We start from the raw sequence: 20,820 nt of genomic DNA, 5'->3' as shown, positions 1-20,820 counted from the left end.
CACCACGACCCCATCCCCGCGTGGCCGGCGCTTCCCCCGCCCCTGCCGGTCCGCATCGAACCCGTTCCGGAGGAACCGAACTTGACCGAAATCATCGTTGTCACCTCGGGCAAGGGTGGCGTAGGCAAGACCACCAGCAGCGCCTCGATCGCCTGCGGCCTGGCCCGGCGCGGCCACAAGGTGGCCGTCATCGACTTCGACGTGGGCCTGCGCAACCTCGACCTGATCATGGGCTGCGAGCGCCGCGTGGTGTACGACTTCGTCAACGTCGTCAACGGCGAGTCGTCCCTCAAGCAGTCGCTGATCAAGGACAAGCGCTTCGAGAACCTCTACATCCTTGCCGCCTCGCAGACCCGCGACAAGGACGCGCTGACCCTGGAGGGCGTGGAGAAGGTGCTCAAGGAGCTCGAGGACGACGGCTTCGACTACATCATCGCCGACTCCCCGGCGGGCATCGAGAAGGGTGCCTACCTGGCCATGTACTTCGCCGACCAGGCGGTGGTCGTGGTCAACCCGGAGGTGTCCTCGGTGCGTGACTCCGACCGCATCCTGGGGCTGCTGGGCAGCAAGACCCGCAAGGCCGAACAGGGCGAGCGCGTCAAGGAGCACCTGCTGCTGACCCGCTACAGCCCCAGGCGCGTGGAAACCGGCGAGATGCTCAGCATCGCCGACGTCGAGGAGATCCTCGGCATCAAGACCCTGGGCGTGATCCCCGAGTCCACCGACGTGCTCAACGCCTCCAACAAGGGCGAGCCGGTGATCCTGGACGCGGACACCGATGCCGCCCAGGCCTACGACGACGCGGTCGCCCGCCTGCTCGGGGATACCCGCCCGATGCGCTACGTAACGCCGGAGAAGAAGGGCTTCTTCAGCAAGATCTTTGGAGGCTGAGCATGGGCATGTTCGACTTCCTGCTGGCCAGGAAACAGACCGCGGCGGTCGCCAAGGACCGCCTGCGCATCATCGTCGCCCACGAGCGCGCAAGCCGTGGCGGCCCGGACTACCTGCCGATGCTCCAGCGCGAGCTGCTGGAGGTCATCCGCAAGTACGTCAGCGTCGACGCCGAGGCGGTGAAGGTGGACCTGGTCGGGGATGGCGACAACAAGGTGCTGGACATCTCGGTCTCCCTGCCCGAGCACTCCGCCGGCTGACCCCTGCCCGGCGGGCAACCGCATGACCGTCCTCCTGCTTTCCGACATCGGCTTCGACGCTCCCGCCGCCCTGCTCGCCCGCTACGGGCTGGAACTGGTCCGGGTCGCGGAGGGAGAGGAAATCCCCGGCAGCTACTGGGGTGAGTGCGAGGCCGGGCTGATCGGCAGCCGGGTCTTCGCGCGCCCCGACACCCCGGTGCACTCGCTGCTGCACGAGTCCTGCCACCTGATCGTCCTCCCGCCCGGGCGCCGCGCCGCGGTGCATACCGATGCGACCGATTCGGTCGAGGAAGAGGACGCCACCTGCTACCTGCAGATCCTGCTCGCGGACGAACTCCCCGGCGTGGGACGCGAACGCATGCAGGCCGACATGGATGCGTGGGGCTATTCCTTCCGCCTCGGCTCGGCGAAGGCCTGGTTCGAGCGCGACGCGGAGGACGCCCGGGACTGGCTGTCGCGGCACGGGCTGCTGCCCGGCTGAGCATGGACCCGGCGCGCTGGAACGGCATGGTCGTCGTGAGCCGGGGCGCGAACCGGATCTGCGTCCGCGACCCCGGCTCGCCCGCGCACTGCCTGAAGTACGTGCTGCAACCGGTGGATGCGCCGCGCTCGCACCCCGGCCACTGGCTGCGGGCGCGGCTTGCCGGCACCGGCAATGCCAATCTCACCGAGCTGCGCGCCTGGCACTACGTCTGCCCGCGTACCGACGGCAGCGAACCCTGGCGGCTGGCGGCAAGCGAGGCCATCGTCGAAACCCCTGCGGGGCCGGCGCTCAGGTGCGAACTGGTCCGGGACGAGGCAGGCGATCCCGCGCCCAGCCTGCACCAGCTCCTGGCGTCCGGAATCCCCGATGCGGACGGGCGCATGGCCCTCGCAGACGCCGTTGTGCGCTTCGAGGCCTGGCTGCAGCGGCAGGCCATCCCGCTGTTCGACCTCAACAGCGGCAACCTGGTCCGTATCCACCGCGGAGGGCGCCCGGAGCTAGTCTGCGTAGACCTGAAGTCGGTCCTCGCGCGCAAGGAACTGCTCCCGCTCTCGCGCTGGTCGCGGCGGCTGATGCACGCCAAGATCGCCCGGCGCGCAGCCCGGCTGCGCTCGCAGGTCCTGGGCACGCAGCACGCCACGCGCGGCGGAACGGCTATTGCGCGCCACCGGACGGGACACTAGCCTGCCTGCGTCGCGTCCCGCTGCGGGACGCTCCGCCGGAGACATGCCGTGACCGCACGCACCCGCCTGCTCGTGCTCGCCATCGCCGGGGCGATCGCCCTGTCCGCGTGCGACCGCGCACCCTCCCCGGAGCCGGGCGCCGGCGCCGGCGCAAGCACCGACGGCGCGCAGGCCGCGCGCGACGGCGAGACCGCGGACCAGTTCATCGCCCGGGTCAATGCCGAGATCATGGAGATGTACCCTGAGATCACGGTCCCGCAGTGGCTGTCGTCGACCTACATCAGCGACGACACCCAGCTGCTCGCCGCGAAGGCCAACGAGCGCTACCTGACCCGGCTCAACGAGTGGATCGAGGAGTCGCGCCGCTTCGACGGGCAGGAGATGACCCCGGAAACCGCGCGCGCGATCCAGCTGCTGCGCCTGGGCACCTCCATGCCCGCGCCGTCCGACCCCGCCCAGCTGGCCGAGCTCACGCGCATCGCCAGCCGGATGGAAGGCATGTACGGCTCGGGCCAGTACTGCCAGGGCGAGGGCGACGCCCGCCAGTGCCGCCAGCTCGGCGAGCTGGAGGACGTGCTGCGCAACAACCGCGACTACGATGCCCAACTCGATGCCTGGCGCGGGTGGCACACCATCTCCCAGCCGATGCGCGACGACTACGCGCGCTTCGTGGAGCTGGTCAACACCGGCGCGGGCGAACTGGGCTTCGCCGACGCCGGCGAGATGTGGCGTTCGTCGTACGACATGAGCCCGGCCGAGCTGTCGGCCGAGACCGACCGCCTCTGGAACCAGGTCCGCCCGCTGTACGAGCAGCTGCACTGCTACGCGGGCACGCGCCTGGACGCCACCTACGGCGCCGAGCGCGGCCACGTCGACGGCGGCCTGCTGCCCGCGCACCTGATGGGCAACATGTGGCAGCAGGACTGGAGCAACCTGTGGGACATGCTGGCCCCCTACCCCGACGCCGGCAGCCTGGACATCACCGGCGCGCTGGAGAACCGCTACCAGCAGATCCACGCGCAGAAGATCGCCCAGTCCGCCGCCGAGCGCAGCCCCGCCGCCCTGGCCGACCTCGAGCAGGAGGCGATGGAGGCCTCCGCGCGCCAGATGACCAAGCGCGCCGAAGACTTCTACACCTCGCTGGGCATGCCCAAGCTGCCCGACAGCTACTGGGAGAACACCCAGTTCATCAAGCCCCGCGACCGCGACGTGGTCTGCCACGCCAGCGCGTGGGACATCGACATGAAGGGCGACGTGCGCACCAAGATGTGCATCAAGCCCAACGAGGAAGACTTCACCACCATCTACCACGAGCTGGGCCACGTGTATTACTACCTGGCCTACAACGACCTGCCGCCGCTGTTCCAGACCGGCGCCCACGACGGCTTCCACGAGGCGATCGGCGACACCATCGTCCTGGCCATGACCCCGCGGTACCTGGAGTCGATCGGCCTGGTCGACGCCCAGCAGCAGACCGACGAGGCGCTGATCAACGCGCAGATGCGCATGGCGCTGTCGAAGGTGGCGTTCCTGCCGTTCGGGCTGATGATCGACCGCTGGCGCTGGGGCGTGTTCGACGGCTCGATCACCCCGGACAACTACAACCAGGCGTGGTGGGACCTGAAGGCCCGCTACCAGGGCGTGGCCCCGGTGGAAGCCCGCGGCGAGGAGTTCTTCGACGCGGGCGCCAAGTACCATGTCCCGGGCAACACCCCGTACACGCGCTACTTCCTGGCCCACATCCTGCAGTTCCAGTTCTACAAGTCCCTGTGCGACGCCGCCGGCTACGAAGGCCCGCTGCACGAGTGCAGCTTCTACGACGACAAGGCCGCCGGCGAGAAGCTGCAGGCCATGCTCTCCCGCGGCGCCAGCCAGCCCTGGCAGCAGACCCTGGCCGAACTGACCGGCGGCGAGAAGATGGACGCCTCCGCCGTCCTGGAGTACTTCGCGCCCCTCGAGGCCTGGCTCAGGGAACAGAACGAAGGCAAGACCTGCGGCTGGTAAAGGATCCCTTCTCCCGCCGAGGCGGGAGAAGGTGCCCGAAGGGCGGATGAGGGCAGCCCCTCCCTTCTCCCGCTAGCGGGAGAAGGTGCCCGAAGGGCGGATGAGGGCAGCTTCTACCTCCTCCCCCTCACCACCCGCGCCTCCCAAACCCAGAACCCCCACCCCAGCACCATCAACCCCGCCGCCGCCCCCGTCAGCCACAACGCGCTGTGGCTGAGCAACGGCGACACCACCCCGGCCAGCACCGAGTTCAGCACCAGCGTGGTGAAGGCCTGCATCGACGAGGCCGCGCCGCGGTGGCGCGGGAACAGGTCCAGGATCATCAGCGTCAGGATCGGGAACACCAGCGCGATGCCGAAGGAGTTCATCGCCACCGGCACGATCGCCCAGGGCACCTGCGGCGCCTCCACGGCCAGGTTGTAGCCCAGCCCCAGCACCATCGCCGCCGCCGACACGCCGAAGCCCAGCGCCACCTGCCGGAACGGGTCCATGCGCCCGGCGACCCGCCCCGACAACCAGGCTCCCAGCATCATCCCGCCGATCATCGGCACGAAGAACCAGGCGAAGTCCTGCTCGTCCAACGGCTCGCCGCGGAACTGCAGCAGGTCGAGCACGAAGGCCGGCGCCGAGGCGATGAACAGGAACAGCGCCCCGAAGTTGAACGCCGCCGAGGCCGCCAGCCGCTGGAAGTGTGGGTGCACCGCAATCATCCGGTAGTCGTTCCACAGCACCCGCGGCGCCAAAGTGGAGCGCTCCGACGGCGGCAGGGTCTCGGGCAGGCCGCGCCAGGTCGCCACCAGCAGCAGCGCCGAGAACGCGACCAGGAACCAGAAGATCGAGGTCCAGTGGCTCCAGCCGATCAGCCAGCCGCCGATGATCGGCGCGATCGCGGGCGCAACGCCGAAGATCATCGAGACCTGGCTCATCAGCCGCTGCGCCGCGGCACCCTCCAGTACGTCCCGGATCACCGCCCGGCCCACGATCAGTCCCACGCCCGCGCTCAGTCCCTGCAGCACCCGGAACACCAGCAGCGTCCCCAGGTCCTCCGACATCGCGCAGCCGACCGATGCGGCGATGAACACGACCAGCCCGCCCAGGATCACCCGCCGGCGCCCGAGCGCATCCGACAGCGGGCCGTGGACGATGCTCATCAGCGCGTAGGCCACCAGGTAGAAGCTGATGGTCTGCTGCATCGCGAGCTTGTCGGCGCCCAGCTCGGCCCCCATCGCCGGGAACGCCGGGAAGATGGTGTCGATGGTGAACGGGCCGAACATCGACAGCCCGGCCAGCAACAGCACCAGGCGACGGGTCGGGATCACGGGGGTGGCGGCGGGGGATGCGGACATCAGGCACGCACCCGCCACGAGCGGCAGCGGCTCATGTGGACTCCTCGGAAGCGGGCCAGCATAGCAAGCTGAACAGGAACCGCAGCTTGCCGGCTCAGCCCCCCAGCAGCCTCCGGTAGATGGCCAGGTCCACGCCGGAGAAGCAGCAGAACAAGACCTCGGCCAGCGGCTCCGCGGCCGCGCTGCGCACCGTCTCCACCGCGACCTGCGCGGCTTCCTGCTTCGGGTAGCCACAGACCCCCGTGCTGATGGACGGGAACGCGATCGAGCCGCACCCGGCCTCCATGGCGAGCTCCAGGCTGCGCCGGTAGCAGGCGGCCAGTGTTTCCGGCTCGCCCGCCCCGCCACCACGCCACACCGGACCCACGGCGTGGACGACGAACCGCGCCGGCAGGGCAAAGGCCGGCGTGCGCACCGCCTGTCCCGGACGGATCGGTCCCAGCGCGCGGCTCGCACGCGCCAGCTCCGGACCGGCGGCGCGATGGATCGCCCCGTCGACGCCGCCGCCCCCGGCGAGCGCCGGATTGGCGGCGTTGACGATCGCATCCACCTGCAGGGTGGTGATGTCCGCCTGCAGCGCGCGCAGCCGCACCGCGGTCACACCAGCTCCGCGGAGGGCACCACGTGTACTCCGGGGCGGGCCTCCAGTGCCGCCTCCAGCATCCGCGCCGCGATCTTTTCCGCGGGATTGATCCGCCAGCGGCGCGGGACGAGCGGCCCCAGCGCCCGCAGCAGCCGGCCGGCCCGCTCCTCCCCGGGCCTGGCGACTTCGCGCTGGCCGCCGATCAGGCCCGGTCGCACGAAGGTCAGCGACGCGAAGCCGAGCGCTTCCAGCTCGCGCTCCAGCTCGCCCTTGACCCGGTTGTAGAAGATCGCCGAGCGCGGGTCGGCGCCGATCGCCGAGTTGAGCACGAACACCCCGGTGCCATGCCTGCGCGCCAGCTGCGCGACCTCAAGTGGGTAGTCGTGGTCGACCAGGCGGAAGTTGTCCTTCGAGCCGGCGCGCTGCATGGTCGTGCCCAGCGTGCAGACCACCGCGTCGGCCCGCCACCAGGGTGCGTCGGCGGGAAGCGCGTTGAAATGGATCACCGGCGCCAGCAGCTTGCGGTGCCGCAACTCCAGCGGCCGCCGGACCGGGGCAACGACCGAGCGCACCCGCGTGTCCGCAAGCGCCTGCCCAAGCAGGTGGCGGCCCACCAGCCCTGTACTGCCCACGTGCAGCAGGTTCATCGCCTTCCCCCTGGGTGCCCCGAAGTCATCCGGCCCATGTGAGCACATGTACCCCGGTCCGGGCAGCTATGGGATGCCCTAGTCTGCCCACTCGGGGTCGGCCGTGAACACGATCGTCAGCCACCGGTCCGGGGTATCGCCGCCGATGGCGTCGCTGATCTCGTCGCGCAGCCAGTCCCACTCTTCCATGGTCCGCGCCGGCTCGCCGGGCGGGATGATGAAGGCGATCTCGATCTGGCGCCCGCGGCCCACCCGCGCGACGTAGGCGCGGTAGTCGAGGAACCCGTAGCTCTCCACGATCTGCCCGGCGACCGTGTCCACGTGGTGCTTCAGGTCCGCCGGGGTGACCAGCAGGATGTCGGCCAGTGCCTGGCGGATCGTCCCCATCGGGATGGGGATGATCACCAGGCACACCAGCGCCAGCACCGCCGGGTCGATGTACGGCGTCACCCAGTCCAGCCGGGTGTCCTGCACCACCAGGCCGCCGGCGAATGCGACCAGCAGCGCGCCGGAAATCAGGCAGGACATCAGCCAGCCCTTGGAGTCGAGGGCGACGAAACTGGAACGGATCCGGCGGTTGGCGCGCAACTGGAACCGCCACATGGCGAAGCTCGCCACGGTGGTCAGCGCCGCATAGACCACCGCCATGTCGAAGTGCACTTCGCGCCCTCCCGCCGCCAGCGACCCGATCGCGTTGATCAGCGCGTACACCGCCGCCCCGGTCAGCAGGAGCGCGTCGACCCCGAGCACGATCGGCTCCAGGTGCCAGAAGCCCATGGTGAACCGCTCGATCAGCCGCTTGTTGCGCAGACCGCCGGCATTGGAGGCGGCGATCAGGCGCACCACCAGCAGACCGACCACGGTCATGCAGGCATCGATCAGCGAGTAGACACCGTCGAAGATGATCGCGAAGGAGTGCGACAACAGCCCCAGGACCACGCCGAGGGCGGCAAAGGCGACCACCACGGTGATGGAGATCCGCAGCAGGCCCTGCTCCGTGCCCGGGCTGAGGTACCACCGCTTTTCGGCTTCCACGACCATCACGCGCTCCGTTGCGCTGCCGTCCCCCCGCGAGTATCCGCGCAATCCGGTCTCGACGGATGCCCTCAGCCCGGGCGCGCCGCCGACGCTGTACGGGCGCGCTCGACCCGGAAATCGATGGGCTTGTAGCGGAAGTTGTTGGACTGCCCCGCCGAGCAGGAGGTCATCGCGACGACCAGCGGCATCTCCGCACGCAGCCGCAGGTGCGCGCCCGGCCTGCTCTTTGGCGGGAGCACCCTGATCTCGCCACTCTCGCCGTCCACCGCCACGTGCATGAAGATGTTGAACGCGATCGGCACCCGGTCGCGGGTGATGCCCCAGGGCTCCAGCGCCATCGCCAGGTTGCCCTCGCAACCCGGGCGCCCCTCCTCCTCGCCGTAGAGCTTCTCGAACATCTCCTTCGAGCACGGCGTCAACGTGAAGTCGTGGCGTCCGCAGGTGTCCTCCAGCAGCGTGAACATCGGCTGGCTGCGGTTGGAATACAGCACGTCGCCGGTGGTCAGGAACAGCCGCGAGGCGTAGTCGATCGAGCGCCCCGACGACAGGTACTCGGCCATGTCCGCACGGTTGAACGCCACCAGGTCGCTGACCTGCTCACCCTCCGGGTCGATGACCACCAGCTCGTCGCCCGCCTCCAGCACCACCGCCCGGGCCGAGCACGGCGGTATGCGGACCACCTCGCCGCTCATGCGCTGCTCCTGGCGCGGAAGGGGCAGCGCCAGCCGGCCTCCACCGCCCGACCGCTGTACTGCCGTGCCTCCGAAGCCTCGCCGTGGTCGGACAGGTTGGGGTTGATCGAGCCCTGCAATGCAATGTCCCGTGCGCGCGTCGCCTTCTGCATCTTGGCAAAGCGGCCGTCTTCGCGCAGCCGGTTGAACTGGCGATGCGAGTTGAACACCAGCGCCGGCGCCGCGAACCGTCGCGCGAGGCGGGAGCTGCCGGGGTGCAGGCCGATGATGAAGAACGGGTGCCCGGCCAGGCTCATGCTGAAACGCGGACTCGCCGGGTCCCGGTCGACGTCCGGCGCCCACCCGGTGCCACGCGCAACGTCCAGGTCGTGCAGGCGCTGCAGCTGGTTCCACAGCTGCCGCTCGAAGGCCGGTTCGTCCATCGAGCACGGACCGTGGAACAGGGCGACCAGCGAATGCACGTCGGTGCTGTCCTCCTTGCCCGCATCAAGGTGCCGTGCAAACACGACGAGCGTGTCCAGCAGGAGCGCGTCATTGGACACGTCGCCCAGCGGTGCGAGCTCCACGGCGCGCAGCCCACCCCGCGCAAGCGCAAGTTTGGAGCCCACGCAGGGGAAGTCGTCGGAGGCGATGAAGTCGCGGAATTCGGATTCGAGGGTGCCGATCCGTGGCAGCTTGCGCGATCGCGGGCACGATGCGGCGACCGGTGTTTCCAACGCGCATGCGGATTGCATTCAAACTCCTGCGGGGGATCCGCCAAGTGGATGCAGTGCACGCTAGGGGGCGAGGCGCCTACGGCCGGTGGAGGCAAGGCGAAGGCGGGGTGAAACGTTCAGGCGCCGGCTCCGAGCCTCCGGGCCATCTCCTCACGCATCAGGTTCTTCTGCACCTTCCCCGACACCGTCATCGGGTACTCGTCGACGAACTCGATGTAGCGCGGGATCTTGAAGTGCGCGATCTGTCCGCGGCAGTACTCGCGGATGTCGGCGGCGGTGGTTTCCGCGCCCTCGGCGAGCCGGATCCAGGCACACACCTCCTCGCCGTACTTCGGGTCGGGGACTCCGAACACCTGCACGTCGAGGATGTCCGGGTGCCCGTACAGGAACTCCTCGATCTCGCGCGGGTAGATGTTCTCGCCGCCACGGATCAGCATGTCCTTGAGCCGTCCGACGATGCGGCAGTAGCCGTCCGCGTCGATCGTCGCCAGGTCGCCGGTGTGCATCCAGCCGTCGGCATCCACCGCCTCCGCGGTGCGCGCCTCGTCGTTCCAGTACCCGCGCATCACCGAGTAGCCGCGGGTGTGCAGTTCGCCGACCTCTCCCCGCGGGACGGTGTTGCCCTCGCCGTCGACGATGCGCACCTCCACGTGCGGGTGGATGCGGCCGACGGAGTCGACGCGGCGCTCGACCGGGTCGTCCGCGGTGGTCTGGAAGCTCACCGGACTGGTTTCGGTCATGCCGTAGCAGATGGTCACGTCGGCCATGTGCATGCGCTTCATGACCTGCCGCATCACCTCGATCGGGCAGTTGGAGCCGGCCATGATCCCGGTGCGCAGGGTCGACAGGTCGTACTCGGCGAAGCGCGGATGCGACAGCATGGCGATGAACATGGTCGGCACGCCGTGCAGCGCGGTGCACCGTTCGTCCTGCACCGTGCCCAGGGTGGTTTCGGCATCGAAACCCTCGCCCGGCAGCACCATGCAGGTGCCGTGCGTGACCGCCGCGAGGTTGGCCAGCACCATCCCGAACGTGTGGTAGAAGGGCACCGGGATGCACAGGCGGTCCTGCTCGGTGAAGCGCAGGCGCTCGCCGATGAAGAAGCCGTTGTTGACGATGTTGTGGTGGGTCAGCGTGGCGCCCTTGGGCGCGCCGGTGGTGCCGGAGGTGAACTGGATGTTCGCCGGGTCGTGCGGGTCCAGTCGTGACTGCAGCCCCTCGACCCGCGCGTGGGCGGCCGGCTCATCGCAGCTCGCGATGGCGTCGAAGCGCCGGGTACCGGCCACGTCCCCGCCCTGCCCCAGCAGGATCACGTGGCGAAGCGCGGGCAGGCGTTCCGCCTGCAGCCGGCCGGGGGCGCAGGTGTCGAGCTCGGGCGCGACTGCGCGCAGCAGGCCGAGGTAGTCGGAGGTCCTGTACGCCTCCGGCATCACCAGCGCGCGGCAGTCCACCAGCGCCAGCGCGTGCTCCAGCTCATGGGTGCGGTAGGCGGGGTTGATGTTGACCATCACCAGCCCGGCGCGGGCGGTGGCGAACTGCATCAGCACCCATTCGCTGCGGTTGAGCGACCAGATGCCGATGCGCTCGCCGGGTTCCAGCCCGAGCGACAGCAGGCCCGCGGCCAGCCGGCTGACGCGATCGTCGAACTCGCGCCAGGTCCAGCGCACGCCCTGGAACGGGACCACCAGCGCCTCGCGCTCCGGCCAGGCGGCCGCGACGCGCGCCAGCAGGGCACCGACGGTCTCGTGCAGCAGCGGCTGGGAGGTGTCGCCCTGGACGTGGCTTGGGAGGGCCTGGTCATTCATGGTCGTGGTCCGTGGAACTGCCTGCGACTGAGCATAAGCACGCCCCCGGCGGGCCGGGTGTGCCCTTCCCGGGCGGTCGCGGCTATCGTGGCGCGATGCCACCGATCCCGTCCCGCGACCTCCGGGTCGATACGCCCGCAGGCACCCTGTTCGCCACCCGCTGGCAGCCGCCGGGGGGCTCCAACCCGCCGATCGTGCTGTTCCACGATTCCCTCGGCAGCGTCGCGCAATGGCGCGGGTTCCCGGAGAGGCTGGCCGCGGCCACCGGCCGCGACGTCGTCGCCTATGACCGGCTCGGCCATGGGCGCTCCGACCCGCATCCCTCGCGGCTCCGGCTCGACTTCATCGACGACGAGGCGCGCACGGGGTTCCGGCACGTCCGCGAGGCACTGGGCATCGGGCCCTTCGTCGCCTTCGGCCACAGCATCGGCGGGGGAATCGCGCTCGCCTGTGCAGCCGCCTGGACACGGGACTGCCGGGCGGTGGTGAGCGTCTCCGCCCAGGCCTTCGCCGAGGCACTGACGCTGGAGGGCGTGGCACGGGTGAGCGCAGGGTTCCGGCCGCCGGAGCAACTGGCCCGCCTCGCGAAGTACCACGGCGACAAGGCCGGCTGGGTGCTCGATGCCTGGGTCGATACCTGGCTGGACCCCGGCTTCGCGGACTGGACGCTGGACGACACGCTGCAACGGGTGCAGTGTCCCGTCCTGGCGATCCACGGCACAGAGGACGAGTACGGCAGCGTGCGTCATCCGGAGCGGATCACGACCCTGCCGCAGGGGCCGGGAACGATGAGGGTGCTGCCCGGCGTCGGCCACTTCCCGCACAAGGAGCGGCCGGACGTGGTGCTGGAGCTGGTTTCGGGATGGCTGGCGATGCTGCCCTAGGGTCAGTCCGAGCTGCCTGGTGGCAGGCGGGGCGCTAAGTTCGTGGCGTCCAGTCAGGGAAGCCACGCATGAACATGCCGATCGCCAACCAGCTGTCCTTCGCCGACCAGGTGCGGATCCAGCAGCACCTCGCGCAGGGACTGCCGCTGCCGCGACAGCTGCAGCAGGTCGCCGACGGCTTCCTCAAGGGGGACGGCAGTTTCGCCAACTCGCTCGCGGGGCAGGCGCCGCAGCACGAGACCGACTTCCAGCTCGCGCTGATGGCCAACGACGTCTACGAGGCGAACGAAAGCTCCGCCCGGGAGCTCGAGGAGGCCGGCTGGCACCAGTTGCAGCCCAGCGCCGATGGGGCCTCGCTGGTGGATGCGAACGGCAACGAGATTCCGATCGACCCGGCGATGCTCAGCACCACCGCGGGCTTCGACGCGGCGATCTACCAGAACGACCAGGGCCAGTACGTCGTCGCCTTCCGCGGGACCGACAACTGGGCGCCCGGCCAGGGCAGCGACCTGGACGACAACCTCGGGCAGGGACTGGGCTTCGAGTCCGGCCAGTACGAGGACGCGATTGCGCTGGGCAAGATTGCCGAGCGGGTGTTCGGCGACGGCAACGTGGTATTCACCGGCCACTCCCTGGGCGGTGGCCTGGCCTCCGCGGCCGCGCTCGCGACGGATTCCTCCGGCGTGACCTTCAATGCCGCGGGGCTCAGCGACCAGACCCTGGAGACACTGGGCTTCAATCCCAACGAGGTTCGCGAGCACGCCGCCGACGAGGGCCAGCTGCGCCGCTATGTGGTCAACGGCGATCCGCTCACCTTCGCCCAGCAGGACCTGCGCGGGCTGAAGCCGCCGCCGGCGGTCGGGCACGAGCTGCGCGTCGACCCGGCCAGCCCCGACAACCCGATCGGCCTGCACGGTGGCGGCGGCGAGGGCGCCTCGTACGTCGAGGCGATCCGCCCCGACGCACACGGGAACGTCGACGTGCACGATCCGGCCAACAGCCCGACCGGCTTCGACCGGCTGGGCGGCGCCGTCGCCCAGGGCGCCGACCTGTTCGGCAACGGCGTGCGCTTCAACCTCGACCAGGATGGCTTCCCGATCCTGGGCCAGGTGGCCGATGCGCTGATCGATGCCGCCGGCGACGTGGTGGGCGGGACGATCAGCACCGTGGGCAACATCGGCGATGACGTGGGCGGCCGCATTGGCGAGTTCAACGTCAACACCCTGGGCAATATCCTGCGCCAGGGCGGAGACTTCGTCGGTGACGTGGTCGACAACGGGTCCGAACTGGTCTCCGGCCTGGGCGACTCCGGCCGTGAGTTCATCGGCGGCGACCGCGTCGAGGGTGCGCTGGACGCCGTGGGTGACGTTGCGGACTTCGCCGTCGACACGGTGGGTGACCTGGCCGATGGCCTGGTCGGCCTGGCTGGCGATGCGGTCCAGAACCTCGGCAACACCGGTGGCGGCATCCTGCGCGACATCGGTGACCATACCGGGCTGGAGTCCCCGCTCGACGCCGTGGCCGGGTTCATGGAGGACGGCGGCAAGGTCGTAAGTGATGCGGCCGACACCGTGGGTGATGCGATCGACACCGCGGCCGACGTGATCGGCGACGGGGTGGAGAAGGCCGCCGACGTGGCCGGTGACGTAGGCCAGGCCATCAACGACGGGCTGGAGTGGATCGGCAACGGCTTCGGCTTGGGTGGCCGCTGATCGGATCCGGATCGCGGCATGCAGCGCTGCGCCCGTGCGTAGTACCGTTGCGGCCATGACCGCCGCACCACGGGCAACACGTGCCGCGGCGCCTTCCCCCGGGACGGCGCCGCTTCGCATGCGCGCGTTCCTGGCCGCGGCGTTGATGCTCGCCTCCACCGCCGGCTGTGCCCGGCAAGGGACCGATGTGAACCAGCAGGCTTTCAGCAACCCCGGCAACGCGCAGCTCGCCGAGGCCGTCGTCCGTGGCGACGAAGCCCTGGCCCGCGAGCTGATCGCGGCCGGGGCCAATCCCAACGCAGTCGACGAGCGCGAACAGCCCCTGCTGCACTGGGTGATGCGGCAGGAGGACCGGGACGGCTTCCGGCTGCTGCTGTCACTTGGCGCCGATCCGGCCCGCGGCGACGCCGACGGCCGCACTGCCCTGCACCTGGCGGCCATGGGCCGGAGTCTGTACTGGCTGGAGACCCTGCTCGGGCACGGAATGTCGCCGGACACGCCGAACACCCTCACCGGCGCCACCCCGCTCTTCGACGCGCTACGCGCGGGCAGCGATCAGAACGTCGATCTCCTGCTGCGCGCCGGCGCGAACGTCTCCGCGGCCGACCGCAACCGCACCACCCCGCTCCACCAGGCCGCGCTGGTGAACAACACCGCCGCCGTGCTGAAGCTCCTCGAGGCCGGCGCCGACCCTGCCGCCACCGACCGCACCGGGGCGACCTTCCGCGACTACCTGCCGAAGAACGACCCGAAGCTGCTGAACGCCGCGGTGCGCAGGGACATGGAGCGGATCGAGGCCTGGCTGCAGGGGGAGTAAGGCAGCCCTCATCCGCCCTTCGGGCACGTCGCTCCGCGCCCCGGCCCTCGCGAGGGCGCGAGGGCGTTCGGGGATGCGCGAGCCAGTGGCTCGCAGGCGCATCCCCTCACCCCGCAAGCGGGAGAAGGGAACGCAATCAGATGTTGCTGGCGTCGGCCGGCACCTCGGTGGACAGCGGCGCCGCACCTGGCAGGCCATTGCGCTCGGGCGGGCAGTCGGTCCCCACCCCGTAGCAGGTCATCGACAGCGACCCGTACGCGTAGCCGTCCACCAGAACCTTCGCCGGCTCGCCCACGGCCGCGGCGAACCCGGCGATGTAGAGCGCCGGCAGGAAATGCTCGTCCGTGGGGGCGGCCATGGCGAAGTCTGGGTGTTCGAACAGGGAGGCGGCGTCCGCGGGCCGCGCGGTGAGTACCCCGCGTGCGTGCTCGTCGAAGCGACGCGCCCAGTCAAAGCCGGCATCGGGCTGCTTCCAGTCGATCGCCCGCAGGTTGTGCACCACGTTGCCGCTGCCCACCAGCAGCACCCCGCTCTCGCGAAGCTTCGCCAGCCGCGCGCCCATCTCGACATGCCACTGCGGTGGCTTGAGGGCGTTGATCGACAGCTGGACGACGGGGATGTCGGCGTCCGGGAAGGCGTGGACCAGCACCGACCACGTACCGTGGTCCAGGCCCCACGCGTCCTGGTCCGCGGCGACGTGGTCGGGCTTTGCGACCTCGGCGACCTCCTCCGCCAGCTCCGGCAGGCCCGGGGCCGGATACTCGACTTCGAACAGCGCCTTCGGGAAGCCGTAGAAGTCGTGGATGGTCCGCGGCCGCGCCATGGCGGTGACCGCCGTGGCGTTGACGTACCAGTGCGCCGATACCACCAGGATCGCCCGCGGGCGAGGCACGCTGGCCCCGAACGCGCGCCAGGCATCGGTGAAGCGGTTCCGCTCCAGGGCGTTCATCGGGCTGCCGTGGCCCAGGAAGGCAGCGGGCATCGGGCGGACACTGGCCATGGGGCGAGCGTACACCCACGTGCGGACCCTCTGCGTTACGCGGTATCGGCGAGCCTCCGCATGCGCCGTCAGCGGGTCAGGAAGAACGCGGTCAGCGGGTTCCCCGGATCCGACAGCAGTTTCGCGATCAGCAGCAGCGCCATCACCACCAGTACCGGCCTGATCATCTTCCCGCCCACGCGCATCGCCAGCCGTGCACCCACCTGCCCGCCGGCGACGCTGGCCACCGCCATCGCAAGCCCGATCGCCCACAGCACCTGCCCGCCGATCACCAGGGTGACCAGCGCCGCCACGTTGCTGGCCAGGTTGAGCAGCTTGGTGTGGGCGGTCGCCGACACCAGACCCATGCCAAACAGGGCCACCAGCACGGTGGTCAGGAACGAGCCGGTGCCCGGGCCGAAGAAGCCGTCGTAGAAACCGATCACCGCCACGATGAGGATCAGCGACGCCATCCCGAGGCGGCTGTGCCGGTCCTCCTCGCTCGCCTTGGGCGCGACGAGGAAGTACACCACCATCAGCAGCAGCAGGATCGGGATGAAGCCCTCCAGAAAGGACGGGTCCAGCCGCTGCAGCACCCAGGCCCCGAACGCGGAGCCGATGAAGGCCGCCACCGCCGGCCAGAGGAAGCGCCGGAAGTTGATCCGCCCCTTGCGGGCAAAGGCGTACACCGCGCTGGCGGTGCCGAAGCTGCTCTGCAGCTTGTTGGTCGCGATCGCCGCGACCGGCGGCACCCCGGCGGCCATCAGCGCGGGGATGGTCAGCAGCCCGCCGCCGCCCGCCATCGCGTCGATCACGCCGGCCACGAAGGCGACCGCCATCAGGGCCGCAATGACTTCCAGACCCACTTCCACGGCCATCCTCACGCCCGGTGGAGGGGCCGGGGCCGCGCATGATATCGCTCCATGACCCGCATCCACGCGCGGCGCGCGAGGCTGGCGACATGGACGCGACACGCCTGCTCCTCCCCGCTGCCCTGCTCACGCTTGCCGCCTGTACCGGCGGCGAGCCCGTCGATGCCCCCGTCGATCCACCCGGTGCCGACGAGTCCACGCGCACCGACGTGCTCGAAGCCGGCGCCAAGGCGCTGCAGGACAACGGCCCGATGGCGAAGTTCGACGTCTACCTGGTCGGCTTCCACCCGATGAAGGAAGACCCGCAGCACCAGATGGAGGCGCACCACTTCTGCCACCAGGTGAACGAGGACTTCGCGCAGTGCTCGCTGTTCGACGGCAACACCGCCGAAGCGAACCTGACCGGCGTGGAATACATCATCTCCGAGCGGCTGTTCCAGCAGCTGCCGGCGGAGGAACGCAGCTTCTGGCACCCGCACAACGGCGAGATCCTGTCCGGCCAGCTGGTCGCGCCCAACCTCCCGAGCGTCGCCGAGGAAGAGCTGATGCGCAGCAAGATGAACAGCTACGGGAAGACCTGGCACACCTGGTCCACCCGGCACGTGACCCAGCCGGGGGACGAGATGCCGATGGGGCCGGCGCTGCTGGCATGGTCATTCAGCCGCGACGGCGAGGTGCAGCCGGACCTGGTGCGCTCGCGCGACGAGCGGATGGACATCGATACGGAGGAGCGCCGCCGCGACCGGCAGGAACTGGTCGGACTGGCGCGGCCGCAGGAGGGCGTCGACGCATTGCGCGATGCATTCCCGGGGCCGACGACCCCCATCCCGGGCGTCGAGGACAAGGCCGCGGCCACCCCGCAGCCGTAGCCCGCTTACACGCGCTCGACGGGGAAGGCGCGGACCAGGATCTCCTCCTGCCCGAAGCGCTGCTCCAGTTCGCCCCGGTAACGCGCCCACCAGGCGTGGTCGAGGTGATCGGCCATCACCTCCACCAGCACCACCTGGTCGCGCTGCACCGCGCCGTCGTCGTCTTCCCAGGCGCCTGCCGCGGGCGCATGCAGGTACGCCGTCACGCCGCCATGCACGTCGGTCAGTTCGGCGCGCAGCTCGTCGAACAGCTGCCGCGGATACGGCACCCCCTCGTTGTCGCGCAGCGGGAGGAACAACTGGACGAGTGTCTGCTTCTGCATGGCCGCTCCGCTTACGCTGCGGGTTCGAGCAGGTCGACGATCCGCGGCGTGACCACCGGCCCGGAGACCAGCAGTTCCCCCGCGGTAACGGGCAGCCGGAAGCGCCGTGGCCCCGCGCTGCCGGGATTGATGTAGAGCACGCCGCCGCGCTCTTCTGCCAGCGGCTTGTGCGAGTGCCCCGACACCACCACCCGGACGCCCTCCGCCGCCGGATCCACGCTGAGCTGCTTCAGGTCGTGGAGCACCAGCAGGCGAACGCCCGCGAGGGTGACCTCGCGCACCTCCGGCAGGTCCGCGGCCCAGTCCCCGGTATCGACGTTGCCCCGGATCGCGGTGACCGGCGCGAGCGCCTCCAGCGCGGACAACACCTCCGGCTTGCCGATGTCGCCGGCGTGGACCAGGTGGTCGCAGCCCTCCAGATAGGCGAGTGCCTCGGGCCGGAGTTGGCCGTGGGTGTCGGAGATCAGGCCGATGCGCATGGGTCGGATCGAGGCCGCAGGAACCCGTAGCCTGTACCCGCGCGCGTGGACCGGGCGTCCAGAAGCCGGCACGCGGAACATCGCGCCCGCATCCTTGTCAAAATGCCCGATCCCGTGGCCGCCCGGCCGCGGCCGCACCGACGGAGACCTGCATGGACCGCACCCGCTTCCGCTTCCCCCGATCCCTCCCCTTCCTGCTCGCCATGCTGCTGCTGGCCTCCGGGGCTGCCCTTGCCCGCGCACCCGAGGTGCAGGCCGTGCGCGACGCGCTCCGCAACGGTGAGCCCGGCACTGCAGTGGAGCTGGGCGAGAAGGCCATCGCCGCGCAACCGCGGGATGCGGATGCCTGGTACTACGCCGGGCAGGCGTACGGCTGGATGGCCATGGAAGCCAACCTGCTGCGCAAGCCGCACTGGGCCGGAAAGGCACACGAGGCGTTCCGCAAGGCCGCCACGCTGGACCCGGACCACCTCGGCGCGCGCGAGGGACTGGTGCAGTTCTACGCGGTCGCACCCGCGATCCTGGGCGGTGGGCGGGACAAGGCCGAAGCAGAAATCGAGGCGTACGCATCCCGCGATCGCGCAGGCGGCCATTACCTGCGGGGGATGCTGCTCAAGGAGGCCGCGGCCGAGCGCGAGCTGCGCGAAGCGGTCCGGCTTGCGCCGGCCAACCCGAAGTTCCGCATGGCCCTGATCGCGCGACTCATCGCCAACGGGACGAGGGCCGCGGAGCTGCTGCCCGAGATCGATGCGGCGCTCTTGGCGGCGCCCGACGACGCACGCCTGCTGTACCAGCTCGGCCGGTTCGCGGCCGTGCACGGGCAACGCACGCAGGATGGCGAGGCGGCACTGGGCCGCGTCCTCGACGGCACGGCGCAGGCGGTGGAGGAAGCGTCCCGGGGTGGCGCGCACTGGCGGCGCGGGCAGCTCCGGGAGAAGCGCGGCGACATCGCCGGCGCGCTTGCGGACTACAGGGCCGCGGTCCGCCTCGAGCCGGACCAGAAGCCCTTCCGCAAGGACCTGGAACGCCTCGAGCGCGACGGCTGATCCAGCCTCCGCTACGCCCCCGCGCCGCCGGAGAGGTCCTGCATCAGCATCGGCACCTCGCGGGCGATCTCGCGGGCGAGGAAGCCCACCTCGCCGAACCTGCGGGACAGCCGCGCGCCCGCCCGGGCGTGCAGGAAGACGCCCCACGCGGCGGCCTGCTCCGGAGTGGCGCCGCGCGCTGCCAGCCCGGCGATCACGCCGGCGAGCACGTCCCCGGAGCCTGACGTCCCCAGCCCGGGACTGCCACCGGTATTGACCCACAGCCGTCCATCGGGCGCCGCGATCCAGGTGGTCGGCCCCTTCAGCACGAGCACCACGCCGTGCTCGCGCGCGTAGGCGGTGGCGAGTTCGTCGGGCGCGGCGTGTACCTGCCCGATGCCGACGTCCAGCAGCGCCGCCATTTCCCCGCGATGCGGAGTCATAACCAGCCGGGCGCTCCCTGCCCGCGCCTTTGGAGTGGACGGATGCAGGGCGCCTGCGTCGGCTACCGCCGTCCCCTGCGCGTGGCGAAGCAGCCTCTGCACCACCTGGCGGGTGGCGGCCCCGCCTTCCATTCCCGGGCCGACCAGGACGGCATCCGCCCTCCGCGCGAGTTCCAGCGCTTGGCGGTCCAGGCGCGCCAGACCGCCGTCGTCCGCGGACTCCTGCGCCATCACCCGGGCCTCCGGCAGCAACCCGGCGAGCGTCCCGGCGGCCTCCTGCACCGTAGCCACCTGCAGCTTCCCGGCTCCCGCGCGCAGGGCCGCCACGCCGGCCAGCAGCACGCCCCCAACCAGCTGGCGGCTGCCGCCGACCACGAGCACCCGGCCGCGATCCTCCTTGCTGTCCCCGCCCGAGGGATCCGGCAGCGGCCACCGCCGCAGCAGCGCGGCATCGATGGACGTGGCCTGGCTCATCGCGGCCCTGCGGGCCGGTCGGCGGCCCCGGTCGCCTGTACCCCGGCCTCCTCCAGCGGAAGCTCGAGGTTCGCGACCTGCAGCTCGAACCGTGGATCGGCCGCCTGGCGGTCGATCGCATACGCGGTGACCGAGCAGTTGGGGACGTCGGCCTTGCGATCGATCTCCAGGATCTGCGCCTCGTCCATGCACTCCAGCAGGTAGCGGAAGCAGTTGACGATCACCTGGTGGGCGACGATCAGCACGCGCTCGCCGACGTAGTCGCGCCGCAGCACCTCGACCACGCTGCGCAGGCGCAGGATCACGTCGCACCAGCTCTCGCCGCCCGGTGCGCGGAAGTAGAACTTGCCGACCCGGGCGCGCTGCTCGGCCAGCTCCGGGAACTTCGCGGCGATGCCGGCGGTGGTGTAGCCGTCGGTGATGCCGAACTCCTTCTCGCGCAAGCGCTCGTCCACCAGGACCTCGTCCCGGGACGTACCGAGGGCAGAGGCGACCGCGTCCATCGTCTGGCGGGATCGCACGAACGGCGAGCTCATCAGCGTGGTCGGGCGCTCGTGCTCCGGAAGCGAGGCAAACCAGCGCGCGAGGGCCGCCGACTGCCTTCGGCCGAGTTCCGACAGCGGCGTGTCGGCGTCGCGTGTCTCCAGGTCGATCAGGTGGGCATCTGCGCGGAGTGCATCGGCGCGGGCGACGTTCCCGGCGCTCTGCCCGTGGCGGACGATCCACAGCCGGTCCGGCCAGTCGGTGTGCTTGAGTCGGGGCATGCGGTTCAGGGTTCGGCGGGACGCGTCAAC

General features: G+C 70.5%; 23 protein-coding genes. 10 read left to right on the top strand and 13 right to left on the bottom strand.

Annotated features, from left to right (window positions below; genetic code table 11):
* Nucleotides 1-81: 81 nt before the first annotated feature.
* From minD to G545_RS14390, 5 genes are read left to right on the top strand one after another with little or no spacing between them, the layout of a single operon-like run.
* On the top strand, nt 82-891 hold the full coding sequence (minD, locus tag G545_RS0109975; protein WP_027070256.1) for a septum site-determining protein MinD: 810 nt from the start codon (nt 82-84) through the stop codon (nt 889-891).
* Nucleotides 892-893: 2 nt separating this feature from the next.
* Nucleotides 894-1,151: a cell division topological specificity factor MinE gene (gene minE, locus G545_RS0109970; RefSeq protein ID WP_027070255.1), complete on the top strand. Its 258-nt coding sequence runs from the start codon at nt 894-896 to the stop codon at nt 1,149-1,151.
* 22 nt (nt 1,152-1,173) lie between these two features.
* The gene (locus G545_RS0109965; RefSeq protein ID WP_027070254.1) at nt 1,174-1,632 is read left to right on the top strand and encodes a hypothetical protein; all 459 of its coding nucleotides are present in this window, start codon (nt 1,174-1,176) and stop codon (nt 1,630-1,632) included.
* A 2-nt stretch (nt 1,633-1,634) separates the two neighbouring features.
* Complete coding sequence (locus G545_RS0109960; protein ID WP_027070253.1) at nt 1,635-2,318, top strand: YrbL family protein; 684 nt, start codon at nt 1,635-1,637, stop codon at nt 2,316-2,318.
* Between the two features lie 48 nt (nt 2,319-2,366).
* Nucleotides 2,367-4,322: a M2 family metallopeptidase gene (locus G545_RS14390; RefSeq protein ID WP_036136295.1), complete on the top strand. Its 1,956-nt coding sequence runs from the start codon at nt 2,367-2,369 to the stop codon at nt 4,320-4,322.
* 113 nt (nt 4,323-4,435) lie between these two features.
* On the opposite strand, the gene G545_RS14385 is transcribed toward G545_RS14390, so the two are convergent.
* The 7 genes from G545_RS14385 to G545_RS0109920 form a co-directional block, all read right to left on the bottom strand.
* The gene (locus G545_RS14385) at nt 4,436-5,668 is read right to left on the bottom strand and encodes a multidrug effflux MFS transporter (RefSeq protein ID WP_036136284.1); all 1,233 of its coding nucleotides are present in this window, start codon (nt 5,666-5,668) and stop codon (nt 4,436-4,438) included.
* Nucleotides 5,669-5,762: 94 nt separating this feature from the next.
* Complete coding sequence (locus G545_RS0109945; RefSeq protein WP_197050192.1) at nt 5,763-6,260, bottom strand: O-acetyl-ADP-ribose deacetylase; 498 nt, start codon at nt 6,258-6,260, stop codon at nt 5,763-5,765.
* A 5-nt stretch (nt 6,261-6,265) separates the two neighbouring features.
* The gene (locus tag G545_RS0109940) at nt 6,266-6,898 is read right to left on the bottom strand and encodes a Rossmann-fold NAD(P)-binding domain-containing protein (RefSeq protein ID WP_027070251.1); all 633 of its coding nucleotides are present in this window, start codon (nt 6,896-6,898) and stop codon (nt 6,266-6,268) included.
* Between the two features lie 78 nt (nt 6,899-6,976).
* Entirely contained in the window at nt 6,977-7,939 is a 963-nt protein-coding gene (locus G545_RS0109935; protein WP_052106578.1) for a cation diffusion facilitator family transporter, read from the bottom strand.
* A gap of 65 nt (nt 7,940-8,004) precedes the next feature.
* Nucleotides 8,005-8,628 (bottom strand): DUF1989 domain-containing protein, encoded by a 624-nt coding sequence (locus tag G545_RS0109930; protein ID WP_027070249.1) that lies wholly within the window; start codon nt 8,626-8,628, stop codon nt 8,005-8,007.
* Nucleotides 8,625-9,362: a guanitoxin biosynthesis heme-dependent pre-guanitoxin N-hydroxylase GntA gene (gene gntA, locus G545_RS0109925; protein ID WP_081677842.1), complete on the bottom strand. Its 738-nt coding sequence runs from the start codon at nt 9,360-9,362 to the stop codon at nt 8,625-8,627. The genes G545_RS0109930 and gntA overlap by 4 nt, the downstream gene beginning before the upstream one ends.
* 98 nt (nt 9,363-9,460) lie before the next feature.
* Nucleotides 9,461-11,149, bottom strand: a complete 1,689-nt coding sequence (locus G545_RS0109920; RefSeq protein WP_027070247.1) for an AMP-binding protein — start codon at nt 11,147-11,149, stop codon at nt 9,461-9,463.
* A 95-nt stretch (nt 11,150-11,244) separates the two neighbouring features.
* On the opposite strand from G545_RS0109920, the gene G545_RS0109915 reads away from it, so the two are divergent.
* From G545_RS0109915 to G545_RS14375, 3 genes are all read left to right on the top strand, one after another.
* Nucleotides 11,245-12,033 carry an alpha/beta fold hydrolase gene (locus G545_RS0109915; protein ID WP_027070246.1) on the top strand — a complete coding sequence of 263 codons (789 nt, stop codon included), beginning with the start codon at nt 11,245-11,247 and terminating at the stop codon, nt 12,031-12,033.
* 68 nt (nt 12,034-12,101) lie between these two features.
* Nucleotides 12,102-13,745 (top strand): Mbeg1-like protein, encoded by a 1,644-nt coding sequence (locus G545_RS15045; protein WP_052106579.1) that lies wholly within the window; start codon nt 12,102-12,104, stop codon nt 13,743-13,745.
* A 118-nt stretch (nt 13,746-13,863) separates the two neighbouring features.
* Nucleotides 13,864-14,562 carry an ankyrin repeat domain-containing protein gene (locus G545_RS14375; RefSeq protein WP_052106580.1) on the top strand — a complete coding sequence of 233 codons (699 nt, stop codon included), beginning with the start codon at nt 13,864-13,866 and terminating at the stop codon, nt 14,560-14,562.
* A 136-nt stretch (nt 14,563-14,698) separates the two neighbouring features.
* Here G545_RS14375 and ygiD read toward each other — a convergent pair whose 3' ends face one another.
* Both ygiD and G545_RS0109895 read right to left on the bottom strand, forming a co-directional pair.
* Nucleotides 14,699-15,562, bottom strand: a complete 864-nt coding sequence (gene ygiD, locus G545_RS0109900) for a 4,5-DOPA-extradiol-dioxygenase (protein ID WP_036136288.1) — start codon at nt 15,560-15,562, stop codon at nt 14,699-14,701.
* A gap of 68 nt (nt 15,563-15,630) precedes the next feature.
* Nucleotides 15,631-16,419 (bottom strand): TSUP family transporter, encoded by a 789-nt coding sequence (locus tag G545_RS0109895; RefSeq protein ID WP_197050191.1) that lies wholly within the window; start codon nt 16,417-16,419, stop codon nt 15,631-15,633.
* An 83-nt stretch (nt 16,420-16,502) separates the two neighbouring features.
* Between G545_RS0109895 and G545_RS0109890 the strand changes: the two genes are divergently transcribed.
* The gene (locus G545_RS0109890; RefSeq protein WP_027070243.1) at nt 16,503-17,282 is read left to right on the top strand and encodes an OBAP family protein; all 780 of its coding nucleotides are present in this window, start codon (nt 16,503-16,505) and stop codon (nt 17,280-17,282) included.
* A gap of 5 nt (nt 17,283-17,287) precedes the next feature.
* Here G545_RS0109890 and G545_RS0109885 read toward each other — a convergent pair whose 3' ends face one another.
* Together G545_RS0109885 and G545_RS0109880 are read right to left on the bottom strand one after the other, a co-directional pair.
* Complete coding sequence (locus tag G545_RS0109885; RefSeq protein WP_027070242.1) at nt 17,288-17,605, bottom strand: hypothetical protein; 318 nt, start codon at nt 17,603-17,605, stop codon at nt 17,288-17,290.
* Between the two features lie 11 nt (nt 17,606-17,616).
* Nucleotides 17,617-18,084 (bottom strand): metallophosphoesterase family protein, encoded by a 468-nt coding sequence (locus G545_RS0109880; RefSeq protein ID WP_027070241.1) that lies wholly within the window; start codon nt 18,082-18,084, stop codon nt 17,617-17,619.
* Between the two features lie 152 nt (nt 18,085-18,236).
* On the opposite strand from G545_RS0109880, the gene G545_RS0109875 reads away from it, so the two are divergent.
* Nucleotides 18,237-19,130, top strand: coding sequence for a tetratricopeptide repeat protein (locus G545_RS0109875; protein ID WP_027070240.1), 894 nt, complete (start codon nt 18,237-18,239; stop codon nt 19,128-19,130).
* 11 nt (nt 19,131-19,141) lie between these two features.
* Here G545_RS0109875 and G545_RS0109870 read toward each other — a convergent pair whose 3' ends face one another.
* Together G545_RS0109870 and G545_RS0109865 are read right to left on the bottom strand one after the other, a co-directional pair.
* Complete coding sequence (locus G545_RS0109870; protein WP_027070239.1) at nt 19,142-20,026, bottom strand: NAD(P)H-hydrate dehydratase; 885 nt, start codon at nt 20,024-20,026, stop codon at nt 19,142-19,144.
* Nucleotides 20,023-20,790: a histidine phosphatase family protein gene (locus tag G545_RS0109865; protein WP_036136293.1), complete on the bottom strand. Its 768-nt coding sequence runs from the start codon at nt 20,788-20,790 to the stop codon at nt 20,023-20,025. The genes G545_RS0109870 and G545_RS0109865 overlap by 4 nt, the downstream gene beginning before the upstream one ends.
* Nucleotides 20,791-20,820: the final 30 nt, after the last annotated feature.

It is taken from the genome of Lysobacter defluvii IMMIB APB-9 = DSM 18482, from assembly GCF_000423325.1.
GTDB lineage: Bacteria > Pseudomonadota > Gammaproteobacteria > Xanthomonadales > Xanthomonadaceae > Novilysobacter > Novilysobacter defluvii.
Note: the sequence above shows the minus strand (reverse complement) of the source record. Positions and strands in the feature narration are given on the sequence as shown.